Source organism: Nitrospirota bacterium (assembly GCA_040752355.1).
Classification (GTDB): domain Bacteria; phylum Nitrospirota; class Thermodesulfovibrionia; order Thermodesulfovibrionales; family Dissulfurispiraceae; genus JBFMCP01.
Genome location: JBFMHE010000002.1, coordinates 208,589 through 223,276, shown reverse-complemented (window position 1 = coordinate 223,276; position 14,688 = coordinate 208,589). Strand labels below are relative to the sequence as shown.

Below are 14,688 nucleotides of genomic sequence, written 5' to 3'. Positions count from 1 at the left end.
AGCCTCTACGGCCCTCACCGCCCTGATTCGTATCTCTTCAAGTGCCGCATGCGATATTTTTCGTCCGTCCAGTTCTTTCATGAACGGTATTATACAATGTCGTCTTACCTATGTACACATTAGTAAATATTATACTGCATCGGACGCGAAATTGCCAACGGAACGCAGTGAGAAATAGGATAAAGGCGTCAGACGAGGGGAGGTTCAGATGAACCTCCCCTCGTCGTTTATTGGGGAGGGTGGTCTATTCCCAGCTCGCTATGTCTTTGTCTTCACCTTCGCCGCCGGGCTTCCCGTCCCTGCCGTACGAGAAGAGGTCGTACTCGCCATGCGTGCCGGGGCTCTGGTAGTTGTACGCTTTTCCCCAGGGGTCGAGGGGGAGCGTCGTCTTCTTCAGGTAGGGGCCCTCCCACTTCTCTTCGCCGGGATTGGTCACGAGCGCGTTGAGCCCCTGATCGGTGGTCGGGTAATTGCTGGTGTCGAGACGGTACTGGTCGAGGGCCTGCCCGAGCAGCTCGATCTGTGCCTTTGCCGCCGCCGTCTTTCCCTTGCCCAGCTTGGGGAAGAGGCGCGGAGCAACGAGCGCGGCGAGGAGCCCGATGATGACCATAACGACCAGAAGCTCGACCAGAGTAAATCCCCTATGATCGCCGTATATCCTGTTCTTCATTTTCATGCACACCTTCACTTGCGGATGGTAATGCCCGCCGCGTACAGCGGGCCAAACTTCTTTATGATACTACAAATGTTTGTTCTCTTCAACGTGCGCCGTCTTTTTGTTTTTTCTCTCTCGTGCACTGCCGTTCATCGGCGCTGTTTCGGCACATTTTTCCTTGACACCTCGTGGTAAATGCTTTATCTTAAAAAAGTAAGTAGAAGGAGGCATCTTTGCGGCTGAAGCAACCGTTTGCGATACACTGCGTCTTCCTTTTCCTCTCGATACTCGTGCTGTGCGCAGCCGCGCCCGCCTATGCCGCTCTCGGGACTTCGGAGCGCATGCCGCTCCTCACCCAGGCTCCGCCTGATGAAGGAGGAGCGCTTCCGCCGGATGGCATTCCCGAGCCGCCTCCGCCACCCGCTCCTGATACAGTACCTCCGGATATCCCTGCTCCAGCTCCATCACCAGCTCCATCACCAGCTCCTGCGCCGGCGCCGTCTCCGCCGTCTCCGCGCACGCCGCAACAGCCGCGGCAGCCTGCCCCCGCGGGTTCCAGCTTCTTCTTCGACGATGCCGATATCTTCGAAGTGGCGCAGACAGTCTTCGGAGAAGTGCTCAAGGTAAACTACATCATCGACCCCGCGGTAAAAGGCAGGGTGAATTTCAGAACGACCACTCCCATTCCCCGGGACAAGATACTGCCGGTCATGGAGATCATCTTCAGACTGAACGGCGTCGCGATCGTCGAGGAGAGCGGCCTCTACCGGATCATCCCCATCGGCGGCATCGCGAAGGAGCCTGCGCCCGTGCGCTTCGGTAAGGACCCGGAGTCGGTCGAGCTGAGAGGCACGGCCCTGGTGCAGGTCGTTCCGATCGAGTTCATGAACTCCGCCGAGATGGCGAGGATTCTGACGCCTCTGCTGACGCAGGGAGGAGCGGTGCTCGATGTGCCGAAGAAAAATTTCCTGATCATCGCCGACACCGATGCCAACGTGAGGCGCCTGCTGCAGCTCGTCAACATGTTCGACGAGAATGCCGCACAGGACATAACGCAGCCCAAGATTTATGTCTACCCGCTCCAGAACAGCAAAGCAGACCACATCTCGAAGATCCTCCAGCAGGTCCTGCTCGGCACGTCAGGAGCGGCAGCAGCCCCGCGCCGCACCGAGACCACACCTGCTGCAACCCCGGCAGGCCAGCGCCAGCCCGTAACGCCTCCTTCTCCTACTGCCCAGCCGGCAGGAGCCGGCGAGCCGCTCGTTGCGCCGGGAACGAAGATCATCCCCGACGAGGTCACCAACTCTCTCGTCATCTTCGCCTCACCCGGCGATTACGCGCTGATACAAGCGGCGATAAAGCAGCTGGATACGATTCCAAGACAGGTCATGATAGAGGCCGTTGTAGCTTCCGTAACACTTACCGATAACCTGAGTTTTGGCATGCGGTGGAATCTTGATACAGATATAAATATAACTAACATCGGCTCCCTGAAGAATGATGTCAATATTGGCGGAACTTTGGGCTTCCAAGGGCTGGCCAGGCCTGATTCAGGGTTTAGTTACTTTGCTGTCGACTCAAGAGGTAACGTCAGATTGCTTATAGAGGCGCTTGCTGGAGAAAGTAAAGCTAAAATACTGTCCAACCCTCATGTCCTTGTAGCTGATAATCGTGAAGCAAGAATACAGGTTGGAAGACAAATACCGATTGCGACCTCGACAACGACCACACCTCTCGGGACTGGGACTGGGTCGACTAATACAACAACCGCAACGATCCAATATAAAGATACAGGCACAATTCTTAAGGTAAAGCCTCAAATCAACGATAGCGGACTGATATCTCTTGAGCTTTCGCAGGAAGTTTCAAACTTTGAAAACGCGTCTGTCCTGGGCACCACGCAGTTCGTTATTATAAAGAATGAAGTAACAACTAACCTAGTCGCGCAGAACGGACAAACGATTGTTATCGGAGGACTGATCGATGAGTCAGGTAGAAAAACAAAATCGGGAGTCCCCTTTCTCAGCAAAATCCCGATTATCGGATATCTCTTCGGAACAACTTCTGATGATGTAACACGGCAGGAGCTCATTGTTCTCCTGACACCTCGCGTTGTTAGAAACCAAGATGAGGCCGAACAGATGTCTTCGGACTATCGTGAGCTACTAAGAAACGTCACGAGAGAACTGCAACTGGAAAGACGATTCCAGCAGTCGCGGCCTCCGCAAAAATAGCCGCACAACACAAATCAGCTCTCAGCCATCAGCCAGTCTCCAGCTATCAGCTATGATCATTTCGACCATTAGATAAAGAGGTCGGAAGACTATGCCTTCGGGCACTGAATTCTTTTTTTTCCTCGATGCTGAGGGCTGATTGCTGACTGGCCCTTACTTCCCCCACACAAGCTTAACCTGGTACAGAGCGATCAGGGGGTCTGACGTTATGACCGGCATATCTTCAAGCTGCGCCTGAACGACAAGCATCCGATCGAAAGGGTCACGGTGAAGAGCAGGAAGGTTGAACACATGAAGCGCATGGCTGGACTGTATGGGAAGGCTCTGGATGCCATTGAGAGCGAGCTGGTCTGCGATGAAGACCGCGGGCTTATCGGGAAGCATCAATTTGCCGAGCTGGGCCTTGATCGCTATTTCCCAGCAGCCTGCAGCGCTGAAATAGAGCTCGTTGCTCCCCTCGGCGATGATATCGCGTACAGCCTGCGGCAACTGAGGATCATCGGTAATCCACCATAGGAAGGCATGGGTGTCCAGGAGAGCTCTCAATCACTTCTCGAAATCGTTCAGTATTTCGTCAGGCAGCGGCTCGAAGAAGCTCTTGTCGATCACGATCCGTCCCCTGGCCGATCCGGGCTCCCGTTTTTTAACTCCTCCGGCCAAGGGGACTATGCGTGCGACAGGTTTGCCGGCCTTTGCTATGATGATCTCCTCCCCGCTCTCGACGCGCGTGATCAGCCGGGAGAAATGGGTCTTTGCATCATGCATATTAACGGTAGTCATGCCCCTATACTAGACTAACCATCGGACTAAGTCAAGGAAAAAATAGCTCTCAGCCATCAGCAATCAGCCACAATCAACTGAGATTACTGAGATAAATAAGCAGGCAGAGCATGTCTCTTATCTTTGCTTGAGGCTGACAGCTGATGGCTGAGAGCTGAGGGCTGATTGCCGACGGCTGCCGCTCTACTGCACCTTCTCTACTGCCGTCATTCTCTCGATGTAGGAGTGCAATGCTTCATTGTCGGGATATCTGTTCGAGGCGAGGGTGAGGATATGGTTCGCTCTCTCCGGGTTGCCCTCCTCGAAGTAGTAGTACGCCGCATCCTTGAGAAGCTCCGGTTTCATGGGGTGCTCTTCGGGAACCGACTCTATAAGCGCCTCGTATTTCACCATCTCGCCGAGATTGCGATAGACCATCCTGAGCGTCTGGAACGCCCCGATTTCGACTCCCGCCATGTTCGTGATCGATTCGGAAATAAGATTGGTGAGAATGTCCCGCGTCAGCTTCAGATGGCCCTCGCGGTAGAGCGTCTCCCCGAGGACAAGGCGGAGGTCGCCCTCGCAGCGCGCATCGGGCTCCCGCTCGGTGATGTAACGGCACATCTCCTCATCGCCGATCGAGTTGAAGAGGTCGCGGGCAGCAGGCCCGTAGTTGTTGTTGTAAAGCGCCTCGGTGAGCTTCAGCTTTGCCGTAATGTCGCGGTTCCCTTTCTGCAGGCCCTTCTCGATGACTGCCTGGATATCCTGCGGCGCAACACCGCTCATCGATGCTTCGTACTGGCTCACCAGGTTATCCTGCATGGCGCCCTCCGCGCCGCTCGCAACCGCTTCCCCCGGCTCTGCGACCGTCTCTTGCTGTTGCATATCACGCCCGGTCACCTCGATCCTGCTGGGGCCTGTCCAGTACAGATATATGCTTACGAGAGAGGCGATAGCCACAATGACTATCGAATATCTCTTTACTGCGTCCATCTTCTCCTCCTCTTTCTCTTTATCGGCGGTGCTTGTCACCAGTGGAGCAGGGCTCCGTAGTGACACCGCACTGCTGTCTGAAGCCGGACTCACTATCAGCAAGGCGCGTGCCAGGTAAAGGCGCATGATGAAAAGACCGTTGTTTCACAGACGGTTTCGAACAATCAGCAGCCCCCTGGTGAAGACAACCTGTCTGGATTGTCCTTCACCGTGATGACCGTTGCCACGATAAAACCGCTGGCGGTCGCACTTTTTACGGCACTTCGGCCTGTATGGTCTTTCCTGCACTGCGCGAAAAACGGAAGGGGTGGGACGCGCATGCGATAAATGAGATGGTGATGCGGGTTACCGGACTCGAGAGAAAGCCGGTCGTACTGAGAGGGACGCTAGGAGCCGTCGAGGACGGAGCGTATCTTCCTCAGGAGAGCATCGGGGGCGAGCGGCTTTCTGATGAAGCTGACGGGTTCGCCCGAAATGCCTCTGCTCTGGAGCATATCGGCCGTATACCCGCTCATGAAGATCGTCCTGATATCGGGCTTTTCCCTGAGGATGAGGTCAGCGACCTCCTTGCCGCCTTTCCCGGGCATCACCACATCGAGGAGAAGCACTCCGATACGTTCTTTGTGCTGTTCGAACGCCTGAATCGCTCCGTCGCCGTCAGCCGCCTCGATAACGGTGTATCCGGCGTCTTCGAGAACAGCCTTCGAGAGCTTCCTGACCGCTTCGTCGTCCTCGGCCAGGAGGACCGTCTCGCTGCCGCGCACGGCATCAACCACCGGCGCTGCCTCCTTCTTCGCCTGCTTGTCCCTGCTCAAGGGCAGGTAGATGCTGAAGGTGGTCCCTTGATTGCGCCCGCTCGATACGGTAACGAATCCTTTATGCTGCTTGACGATGCCGTAGACGATCGAGAGCCCGAGGCCCGTCCCTTTTCCCGGCTCCTTCGTGGTGAAAAAAGGCTCGAAGACCCTCTCCTGCGTCGCCTGATCCATGCCGGTCCCGTTATCGGAAACCGAAAGCAGCGCATACTCACCGGTATCATCGCAGTCGTGGGTCTTGAGCAATTCCCTCTCCGGTGCCGTCTTCTGCAGCGCGACCTGCAGCCTGCCGCCGCCGGGCATCGCATCCCGGGCGTTTGCAGCGAGATTCATGACGACCTGCTCGAGCTGGGAGGCGTCGGCAAGGACCGCCAGGTCGTCTTCAGGCATCGTGATCGTGAGCTCCACATCCTCGCCGATGATCCTGGCCAGGAGCCGTTCCATTTTGCGTACAATGTCGTTCAGAAATACCTGCTCCGGGTGTGATATCTGCTTCCTGCTGAAGGCGAGGAGGCGGCTGGTGAGATTCCCTCCCCGCTCCGATGCCATGATGATCTCGTCGATAAAGGGGACGAGCACGCCGTCGCGGCCTGTCTGCTCCCTGAGGATGTAGGCGCTCGCGAGGATGGCGGAGAGGACGTTGTTGAAGTCATGGGCGATGCCGCCGGCGAGGACGCCGACCGCCTCCATCTTCTGGGACTGGTGGAGCTGCTCTTCGAGCCTCCTCTTTTCGGTGATGTCCGTCAGCACCTCGATGGCGCTCACCACGGCGCCGCTCTCGTCCTTGAAGGGGAAGGACCTGGTCTCCATATAGAACGGCCGGCGGTTGCCGTCGTAATGCGTATGCAGGACCTCCTTCGGCTCGCCGGTCAGGAACGTATGCCTGACCGCGCACTCCTCGCCCTCAGTGAAGCAGGGAGCTTCGCGCTGATGGGTCACGCGGTAGCACTGCTTGCCGATGATATCCTGGGGTGCGGTCTGGACGAAGTTGCAGAACGCCCTGTTGGCCGAGACGATCCGGTAGTTCCTGTCGATGATGATGAAGCTCTCGTCCACCGTCTCGAGGATGTTCCGGGCGAAGTCCTCGGCGCGCTTCCGGTCCGAAATATCGATGACCGCAGAGCGGATGCTGCCGACCGTCCGGTCGGCCTCCAGCACGGCGATGCTCTCGATCTGCGCGGTGAATACCGTGCCGTTCTGTCTCCTGATCTTTATCTCGCAGGCGGTCCTCCCCTTCTTCTCCGTGATCTCGCGGCAATGGAAATAGAAGGTGTCCTGGAACGAGGGGAGTATGAAATGGGTAAAGGGTCTGTTGACGAGGGCCGAGCGGTTGGCCCCGAGCTGCTGCGCGCCGGCCAGGTTGATCTCGGTAATGGCGAGCCGGCGGTCGAGCGTAACATAGCCGATGGGGGCGAAGTCGTAGAGGTGGTTGTATTTCCGCACTGTCTCTTCGAGCTCGTACTGTATCCTCCGCAACTCCTCGTTCTGGAGCTCGAGCTCGATCTGGTGTATCTGGAGCTCGTGCACCAGTTTCGGCACCGCCTGCGCATCGGTACCGCCCAGCGCGACTTCGCGCTGCGCCAGGATCTCGAGCGCTTTCTTCCGGATGAGGTCCTCTTCCGGCAGCTGGCTGCTCATTCCGCCCCCGCCTTCCGCCAGCAGGTGTCGTTTATCGCGTCAGTGATATCGTCAATGCTGAAGACCGCGCCGGTCACCTCGCCGCGCTCGTCGAACTCAGGGGCGCCGTTCAAGAGCAGCCGCAGCCTGCGCCCGTCCGCCCCTTCCATGAAATACACGTAGTCGCGTATCGGGAGCTTCGTACCGATAATCAGCTTGAAGGGGTCCTTGTCGTCGGACAGCCGGGCCCCCTTTGCATCGAAGATCCTCCATGCGGGCATCGTATAGATACCCCGGATCATCATCGCCTTGTCCAAGCCGAGGATATCCCCGGCCCTGCGGTTGGCGAAGGTGACCTTTCCCTCGCGGTTCACCATCACCTTGCCGACCGGGCTGCTCTCGAGCACGCGGATCAGGAGGTCCCGTTCCCTCCGCAGCTGCTCTTCGAACTGTTTCCGCTCATTGATATCGATAAAGGTGATGACGATGCCGCCGACCGCGTTTTCGAGGGTCCGGTAGGGGATCACCTTGATCAGGTACCAGGTCTGGTTCTTCGTCTGCACTTCGAGCTGCCGGGGAACGAGCGTCCTGAGCACTTCCCCGATATCGTCGAAGAAGCCGTCGCAGCTGAAATTGTGGGAGATGTGGTGAACGGGCCTGCCGATGTCCATGTCCATTATGTTCATCACCGGGGAGACGGCAGGAGTATATTTCCGTATGTGCAGGTTATTGTCGAGGAAGACCGTGCCGATGCTGGTATTCCTGAGCAGGTTGAGGATATCGTTGTTGAGCTCCGTCAGCTCGTCGATCTTCTTCTGGTATTCCGAATTGACCGTGTAGAGCTCCTCGTTCGAGGTCTCGAGCTCTCCGATCGTCGCCTGGAGATTTTCCCGGGTATACCGGAGCTCCTGCTCCAGGTCCCGGATCCGCTGGTCCTTCGCGTCTTCGGCACTATACAGCTCCACGTCCTCCAGGGAGTAGACCTTGTGCGGCGCCGCGGGGTTCACCTTGAGCGACGACGTATCCCTCCGGAAGGTATGGGTCAGGGCCGGCGGGAACTGCCCTGCCTTGAAGGAGTCCTTATGCTGGTACACCTTCCCCTTGCTGTCCACCGGGAGGTAAACGGACGTGAGGTCCCCGATGGTTTCGCTGTTGCCGAGCAGCAGGCAGCCCCCGCGGTTGAGGGCGAAGTGGAACGACGAGAGCACCTTCTTCTGCATCACGGGCTGGAAATAGATCAGGAGGTTCCGGCAGCTGATCAGGTCCATTCTCGAGAAGGGCGGGTCGTTGATGATATTGTGGAGCGCGAAGACGACCATGCGCCGGATCTTCTCGTTGATCTGGTAGCCGCCGTCCTTCCGGGAGAAGAACCGCTTGAGCCGTTCGGGGGAGACATCGGCGACAATGCTCTCGGGGTAGAGCCCCACGCCGGCGTACTCTATCGACTCCTTGTCGATATCGGTGGCGAAGACCTTCACGTCCATGCTCAGCCCGGCCTCTTCGAGGTACTCCCTGAAGAGGATCGCGAGCGAATACGTCTCCTCGCCGGTCGAGCAGCCGACCGACCATATCCGTAGCGGCAGGTGCGCGCCGCCCTGCTCGCAGAGCTTGGGGATGACCTTCGTCCTGACGGCATCGAACACCTCCGCATCCCTGAAGAACTTCGTCACCCCGATCAGGAGCTCCTTATGGAGGGTCATCGCCTCCTGGCAGGACTGGGAGAGAAAGTCGATGTAATCCTCTATCTTCTCTATCTGATTGATGCTGATCCTGCGCTCGATTCTCCTGACGATCGTGTTCGGCTTATAGCAGGTGAAATCGACATTGGTGCGGTCGCGGATGATGCTCAGGATCTTCGAGAGCGTGTCTTCGTCCTTGAGGATCGGCGACTCTATCCTGTCGCCCTTGCGGATGAAGGGATGCTCGATGTATTTCAGCAGCTCTTCCGGCATCCGGCCGGGCGACAGGATAGAGCCGCCCAAGCCGGTCGATATGGCGCTCCGCGGCATGCCGTCGAACTTGGCCGATCCCGCATCCTGGGTCATCACGATGCCGCCGGCTGTATCATCAAAAAAAGGGTCGTCCATACATACTGCTCACTTTCCGAGACCGTGACGGTTCGTATGCATAGTGCATTATACGACATTACACAACTGATACATAGGGGTAAGGTCTTTCTGTCTGGAGCCCGGTCAGGGCTGAGAGGAGATTATTGAGGATCGCCTTCGTACCGGTACTCTATCGCGAGCAGCTTCCCGATCTCGTGCAGGAGCTCCTGCATGCGATAGGGCTTCCTTATGTAGCCGTCCGCCCCTGCGTCGATCGCCTCCTGCCGCCTGTCCTCGAATACGCTCGCCGTAACCATGATGACCGGCGTCGCCCTGCCCTCTTCCGAAGACTTGAGCGCCCGGGTAGCTTCTATGCCGTCCATTTCGGGCATTCTGCGGTCCATCAGCACCAGGTCGGGCCGCTGCTGCCGGAACGCCTCGAGCGCCTCCCTGCCGTTTACCGCCTCGGTGACGACGAAGCCGACCATCTCGAGCATCTCGCGCAGGACCTCCCGGTTGGTGCCGGTATCGTCTGCGACCAGCACCTTCGGTGCGGGCCGGCCGGTGCCTGCCAGGCCGATCACCCGACGATCGCAAGACCTCGGCGCCCGGCTCCCGGCAGAGGAGAGCGGCTTCGCGCCAAAGACGAACCGGAAGGTGGCGCCCCTTCCTTCCTCGCTCCGGACCGTGATATCTCCTCCCATCATCCTCGCGTACCGGCGGCTGATCGCCATGCCGAGCCCGGCTCCCTTATTGACAGCCTTCACGTTCTCCGCCTGCTCGAATATCTCGAACACCTTGCCGATCTCATCAGCCGGTATCCCCTGCCCGGTATCCTCGACCTCGATGCCGATGACCCAGTCCCGCGTGCCGTGTCTCTCCTTCTCCGCCGCGTCGAGGCGGATCACGATAGAACCCTTTTCGGTAAACTTGACGGCATTGCCCAGCATGTTGACGAGCACCTGCCGTATCTTGCCTTCATCGCCGTTGAGGCACCGCGGGACCTTCTCGAGCCCCTCCAGCCTGAATGCCAGGTGTTTCGCCTCGATGCGGGGCCTGAACATGGTATCGAGGTCGCCGACAAGGGCGTGGAGGTCGAAATCGGCATTCATCAGGCTTACACGTCCCGCCTCGATCTTGGACATCTCCAGGATATCGTTGATGAGGGCCAGGAGGTGCTCCCCGTTGGTGCAGATGGCATCGAGGTACTTCCTCTGCGCGGCTGTCAGCTCGGCGTCGCTCCCCATGATCTGTGCGAAACCCAGCACCGCGTTCATAGGGGTCCGGATCTCGTGGCTCATATTCGCCAGGAACTGGCTCTTCGCCCGGCTGGCCGCCTCGGCCCTTTCCTTGGCCCGCACCAGGTCCTCCTCCATCGCCTTTCGTTCCGATATGTCCTGGACCATCCATATCACTCCCTTGCCGAGGTCCTTCGGGTCCATGGCGCTGCCCGAGCATTCGCACCAGAATGCGCTCCCGTCCTTGCGCCTGAGCCGGTACTCCGTGACCACGACCCCGCCCGACGTCTTCTGGTAGAACAGGCGTCCGAACTCCTCGTACGCCTCCCGGGACCGGTGTATCAGCAGTACGGGCTTCCCGAGCATCTCATCGGCAGCGTAGCCGAACATCCTGCACAAACAGGGGTTTACCTCCGTAATGATCCTGTCGCCGGTCACAACAAGGATGCCGATCGAGCTGTTATTGAGTATGGAGTCTTTCCATGTCAGCGATTTCCGGAGCATCGCCACCATGCCCTCCCCGGTCTCATTGAAGACGAGGCGGGAGAGTGGGTCCGGACCGCCGGAGGCAGTATCCTGCCTATGATCATACTTTCTCATGCCCATGAAACGTTTATCGACGGGTTTCCCCATTCCCTTGAGCGCACTGTGTTCAGGGCCGCTATGCTGAAGGAGTCAGCCCCGTGTGATCACCCGGGTGATCAATTGAAGCGCCGGGGCGGCGGTGGTATCCTGTAATTACCTATGTATGCGAGGATCCTTGCCGCGGTAAACGAGTTCACCAATTCCGAAATAGCGGCGCGCTACGCCCTGGCGCTCGCAAAGGCATGCAGGGCAAAGCTGCTGCTCGTCTTTGTGGCGGAGGCGCCGGTCACTCCCTCGGCGTTCAGGCGTGCCGAATCGGCCCTCGAGCGCCTGTTTATCGAAGCAGAACGGCAGGGGATAGAGGTCGAGAGCATTACCGAAGAGGGCGATCCGGTACGAAAGATACGGGAGACGGTACGAGAGCAGGATGTCGATCTCGTTGTCATTGCAACGAGGAGAGAGGATATCGAACGCCGCTTTTTCATCAGGACCCGCGCGCGGGATCTCATGACGCGGCTGCCCTGTTCGGTGGCGATGGCGAGAGTCGTGCATATGGGGAAAGGACATCCACGGGATATCCTGGTGCCGCTCAAGGGACGCCTCTCCTATATCGACGAGCGGGCCTATTTCATTGGAAAGCTCGCCGAGGGGCTCGATTCCCGTCTGACGCTGTTTCATCTTCCTCGACCGCTGACCACCCTTTTTCGCGGGGAGGCGCCGCTCAGCGTCGCGGAGAGGGAGCAGCGCCCCTCCCGGGATATCGAGTGCTTTATCGAGCACCTGAAAAAGTACGGGGTCGTCCATGAACGCAGGACAGGGAGCGGCCGCATAGCCCGCTCGATCACGACCGAAGCTGCATTCAAGAAGAACGACCTCATTATCATGGGAGCGAGCGAGCGGAGCCTGCTCCGGAGCATGGTGAGCGGGAGCCCCGTGGAACAGGTGCTCAGGGAGGCGCCCTGCAACCTCATCATTTTCAAGCCACGGCTGAGGCCCCGGCAGAAAGAACGCAGGGGCAACCGGCCCCCCTGTCCATGAAGAAAATATACGCGTTGACAGCCGGCGAGGTTCTGCATGCGCTCATCACTTCAGAACAGGGACTTGCCGAAGACGACGCCCGGCGCCGCCTGCATGAGTACGGCTTCAACGAGATACAGGAGGTGAGGAGGACGCCTCTCTACCGGAGGCTCCTCTCTCAATTCACCCATTTCCTCGCCGTGCTGCTCTGGATCGCCGCAGGGCTCAGCCTCTTGTCGGAGTATCTCCGTCCCGGCGGGGGAATGCTCTTCCTCGGCCTCGCGATTATCGGCGTCATTGTCGTCAATGCGGTCTTTACGTTCATACAGGAATACCGCGCCGAACGGGCGGTGCAGGAGCTCGAAAAGCTCCTGCCTTACACCGTGAGGGTCGTCAGGAAGGGTGTCCTGAAAGATATCCCCGCACGGGAGGTAGTCCCCGGAGACCTTATTCTCCTCAAAGAGGGAGACAGGGTTCCTGCTGACGCACGGCTGATCCGTTCGATACGTCTGTCGGTAAACAACGCTCCGCTCACCGGCGAGTCCGAGCTGAAGCCGCGGAGCCACGAGCCGTTCGACGGTGACTACTTCGAAAGCCCCAATATCGTTTTTGCCGGCACGCTCGTCGTGGCCGGTTCAGGAACAGCAGCGGTCTTTGCCACCGGTATGGCGACAGAGTTCGGGAAGATAGCCCACCTGACCAGCAGTGTGGAGCCGGAGCTGAGCCCCCTCCAGCGAGAGATCGCGCGGGTAACGAGAATTGTTGCCGTTATCGCACTGACAACAGGAATAGTCTTCTTCGGGGTCGGCCTGCTGACCGGCAAGAGCTTCTGGCAGACGCTCCTCTTTGCGGTCGGCATCACCATCGCGAATGTTCCGGAAGGGCTCCTGCCGACTGTCACCCTGTCGCTCGCCATGGGGAGCCAGCGCATGGCAAAGAGAAGAGCGCTCGTAAAGAATCTCACCTCGGTAGAGACGCTCGGCTCGGTAACGGTCATCTGCACCGACAAGACAGGCACCATTACCCAGAATAGAATGGAGGCCCGCAGGGTGTGGCTCCCCGGTATCGGCTTTCTTGATGCCGGCGCAAAGGAATGGAACCGCTCCACCGAGAGGATGGATATGCTCATGACAACCTCCCTGCTCTGCAACAATGCACGGTACGAAAACGGCGCCTACCATGGAGACCCGACCGAGACCGCGCTGCTGAAGGCCGCACACGCGTGGGACGCAGCCCTCGCCGCGAAGCGTATCTACGAGATTCCCTTCGATGCGGAGAGGAAGCGGATGACCACCGTGAATAGTTTTCGCGGCACCCCCTACGTCTTTATGAAAGGAGCGGTCGAGACAGTCCTGCCGCTCTGTACCGCACTGAAGGTGAACAGCACCGTCAGCGCGCTGGATGAAAGACAACGGGCGGCACTGCTCGACGCTTCCGCAGCGTTGATGGAGGAGGGCCTGCGGGTAATCGCTTTTGCCTACAGGAGAAGAGATGATTTTGTACCGGAAAGGCTGGGCAGTCTCCCGGATGCGCAGCTCGAGTCGGAAATGATCTTTGCGGGGCTCATAGGACTCGAGGACCCGCCCCGGCCCGAGGTGTTCAAGGCGATCGAGACATGCCGCACCGCGGGCATACGGGTCATTATGATAACCGGTGATGCGAGCAGGACTGCAGCGGCGATCGCACGCCGGACAGGCATTGCAGGAGAGCACCCGCTCGTTATCGAGGGCCCCACGATGAGCAGCCTCACTGACGAGAAACTGGGGGAGATGCTCGGGTCCGGCGACGTGATATTCTCGAGGATGACGCCTCACCATAAGATGCGTATCGTCTCCGCCCTCATGGACAGGGGAGAGCGGGTGGCGGTGACCGGAGACGGGGTCAATGATGCACCTGCCCTCAAAAAGGCCGACATCGGCATCGCCATGGGGATCACCGGCACCGACGTGGCGCGTGAGGCTGCCGACGTCGTCCTGCTCGACGATAATTTTGCGACTATTGTCAATGCCATCGAGGAGGGGAGAGCCGTCTTTGAAAATATAAAGAAGTTCATCAACTATATCTTCGCCTCCAACATCCCGGAGATCGTCCCTTATATCGCCTATGTCCTCTTCAGGATTCCCCTTCCCCTCACGATCATCCAGATCCTTGCCATCGATCTCGGCACCGATATGTTCCCCGCCCTCGCCCTCGGTGCGGAACGGCCCTCACCGGAGATCATGAAGCAGCCGCCCCGGGGCCGCCGCGAACGGCTGGTGAATTTCGACCTGCTCGGCCGCGCCTACCTCTTCCTCGGTCCTATCGAGGCCTTTGCAGGACTCTACGGCTTTTTTTTCGTGCTGGACGCGGGGGGATGGCAGTGGGGCGAAACGCTCTCCCCTCACACCCTTCTCTATCTCGAGGCGACGACCGCCTGTTTCGCCGGAATCGTGATAACGCAGGTCGCCAATGTCTTCGCCTGCCGGACATTCCGCGAATCGGTATTCACCATAGGCCTTCTCTCGAACCGGCTGATCGTGATCGGCATTGTCCTGGAGATAGCGATCACCGTCTTCATTATCTATACGCCGTGGGGAAACGCGCTCTTCGGGACAGCGCCTCTGGGGCCGCACGTCTGGCTCACGCTCCTCCCCTTCAGCGTCCTCCTGCTCGCGGCAGAAGAAGGGAGAAAGCTCCTGGTGAGGAAGTTCGCTGTATGAGGAGCGGTGTCCGATCTCACGAGACAAA

11 protein-coding genes are annotated in these 14,688 nt (G+C 58.6%); 3 read left to right on the top strand and 8 right to left on the bottom strand.

Going from position 1 to position 14,688, the window contains the following annotated elements; translation table 11 throughout:
- Positions 1 to 244: 244 nt before the first annotated feature.
- Both gspG and AB1805_02965 read right to left on the bottom strand, forming a co-directional pair.
- Positions 245 to 670: a type II secretion system major pseudopilin GspG gene (gene gspG / locus AB1805_02970; GenBank protein ID MEW5744391.1), complete on the bottom strand. Its 426-nt coding sequence runs from the start codon at positions 668 to 670 to the stop codon at positions 245 to 247.
- A gap of 336 nt (positions 671 to 1,006) precedes the next feature.
- A complete protein-coding gene (locus tag AB1805_02965) occupies positions 1,007 to 1,132 on the bottom strand; it encodes a hypothetical protein (GenBank protein MEW5744390.1) in 126 nt (41 codons plus the stop codon).
- Between AB1805_02965 and AB1805_02960 the strand changes: the two genes are divergently transcribed.
- A complete protein-coding gene (locus AB1805_02960) occupies positions 1,102 to 2,889 on the top strand; it encodes a secretin N-terminal domain-containing protein (protein MEW5744389.1) in 1,788 nt (595 codons plus the stop codon). The genes AB1805_02965 and AB1805_02960 overlap by 31 nt on opposite strands.
- A gap of 153 nt (positions 2,890 to 3,042) precedes the next feature.
- Here AB1805_02960 and AB1805_02955 read toward each other — a convergent pair whose 3' ends face one another.
- The 6 genes from AB1805_02955 to AB1805_02930 all read right to left on the bottom strand — a co-directional run bounded on the left by AB1805_02955 (position 3,043) and on the right by AB1805_02930 (position 10,965).
- Entirely contained in the window at positions 3,043 to 3,435 is a 393-nt protein-coding gene (locus tag AB1805_02955; protein MEW5744388.1) for a type II toxin-antitoxin system VapC family toxin, read from the bottom strand.
- Positions 3,436 to 3,669, bottom strand: coding sequence for a type II toxin-antitoxin system Phd/YefM family antitoxin (locus AB1805_02950; protein ID MEW5744387.1), 234 nt, complete (start codon positions 3,667 to 3,669; stop codon positions 3,436 to 3,438).
- Positions 3,670 to 3,852: 183 nt separating this feature from the next.
- A complete protein-coding gene (locus tag AB1805_02945; GenBank protein ID MEW5744386.1) occupies positions 3,853 to 4,641 on the bottom strand; it encodes a hypothetical protein in 789 nt (262 codons plus the stop codon).
- A gap of 386 nt (positions 4,642 to 5,027) precedes the next feature.
- A complete protein-coding gene (locus tag AB1805_02940; protein MEW5744385.1) occupies positions 5,028 to 7,094 on the bottom strand; it encodes a PAS domain-containing protein in 2,067 nt (688 codons plus the stop codon).
- Positions 7,091 to 9,160 (bottom strand): CheR family methyltransferase, encoded by a 2,070-nt coding sequence (locus AB1805_02935; GenBank protein MEW5744384.1) that lies wholly within the window; start codon positions 9,158 to 9,160, stop codon positions 7,091 to 7,093. The genes AB1805_02940 and AB1805_02935 overlap by 4 nt, the downstream gene beginning before the upstream one ends.
- A gap of 122 nt (positions 9,161 to 9,282) precedes the next feature.
- Positions 9,283 to 10,965, bottom strand: coding sequence for a response regulator (locus AB1805_02930; protein MEW5744383.1), 1,683 nt, complete (start codon positions 10,963 to 10,965; stop codon positions 9,283 to 9,285).
- Between the two features lie 138 nt (positions 10,966 to 11,103).
- Here AB1805_02930 and AB1805_02925 point away from each other — a divergent pair, with 138 nt between their 5' ends.
- Both AB1805_02925 and AB1805_02920 read left to right on the top strand, forming a co-directional pair.
- The gene (locus AB1805_02925; GenBank protein MEW5744382.1) at positions 11,104 to 11,982 is read left to right on the top strand and encodes a universal stress protein; all 879 of its coding nucleotides are present in this window, start codon (positions 11,104 to 11,106) and stop codon (positions 11,980 to 11,982) included.
- Entirely contained in the window at positions 11,979 to 14,660 is a 2,682-nt protein-coding gene (locus tag AB1805_02920; protein ID MEW5744381.1) for a cation-transporting P-type ATPase, read from the top strand. The genes AB1805_02925 and AB1805_02920 overlap by 4 nt, the downstream gene beginning before the upstream one ends.
- Positions 14,661 to 14,688 lie beyond the last annotated feature (28 nt).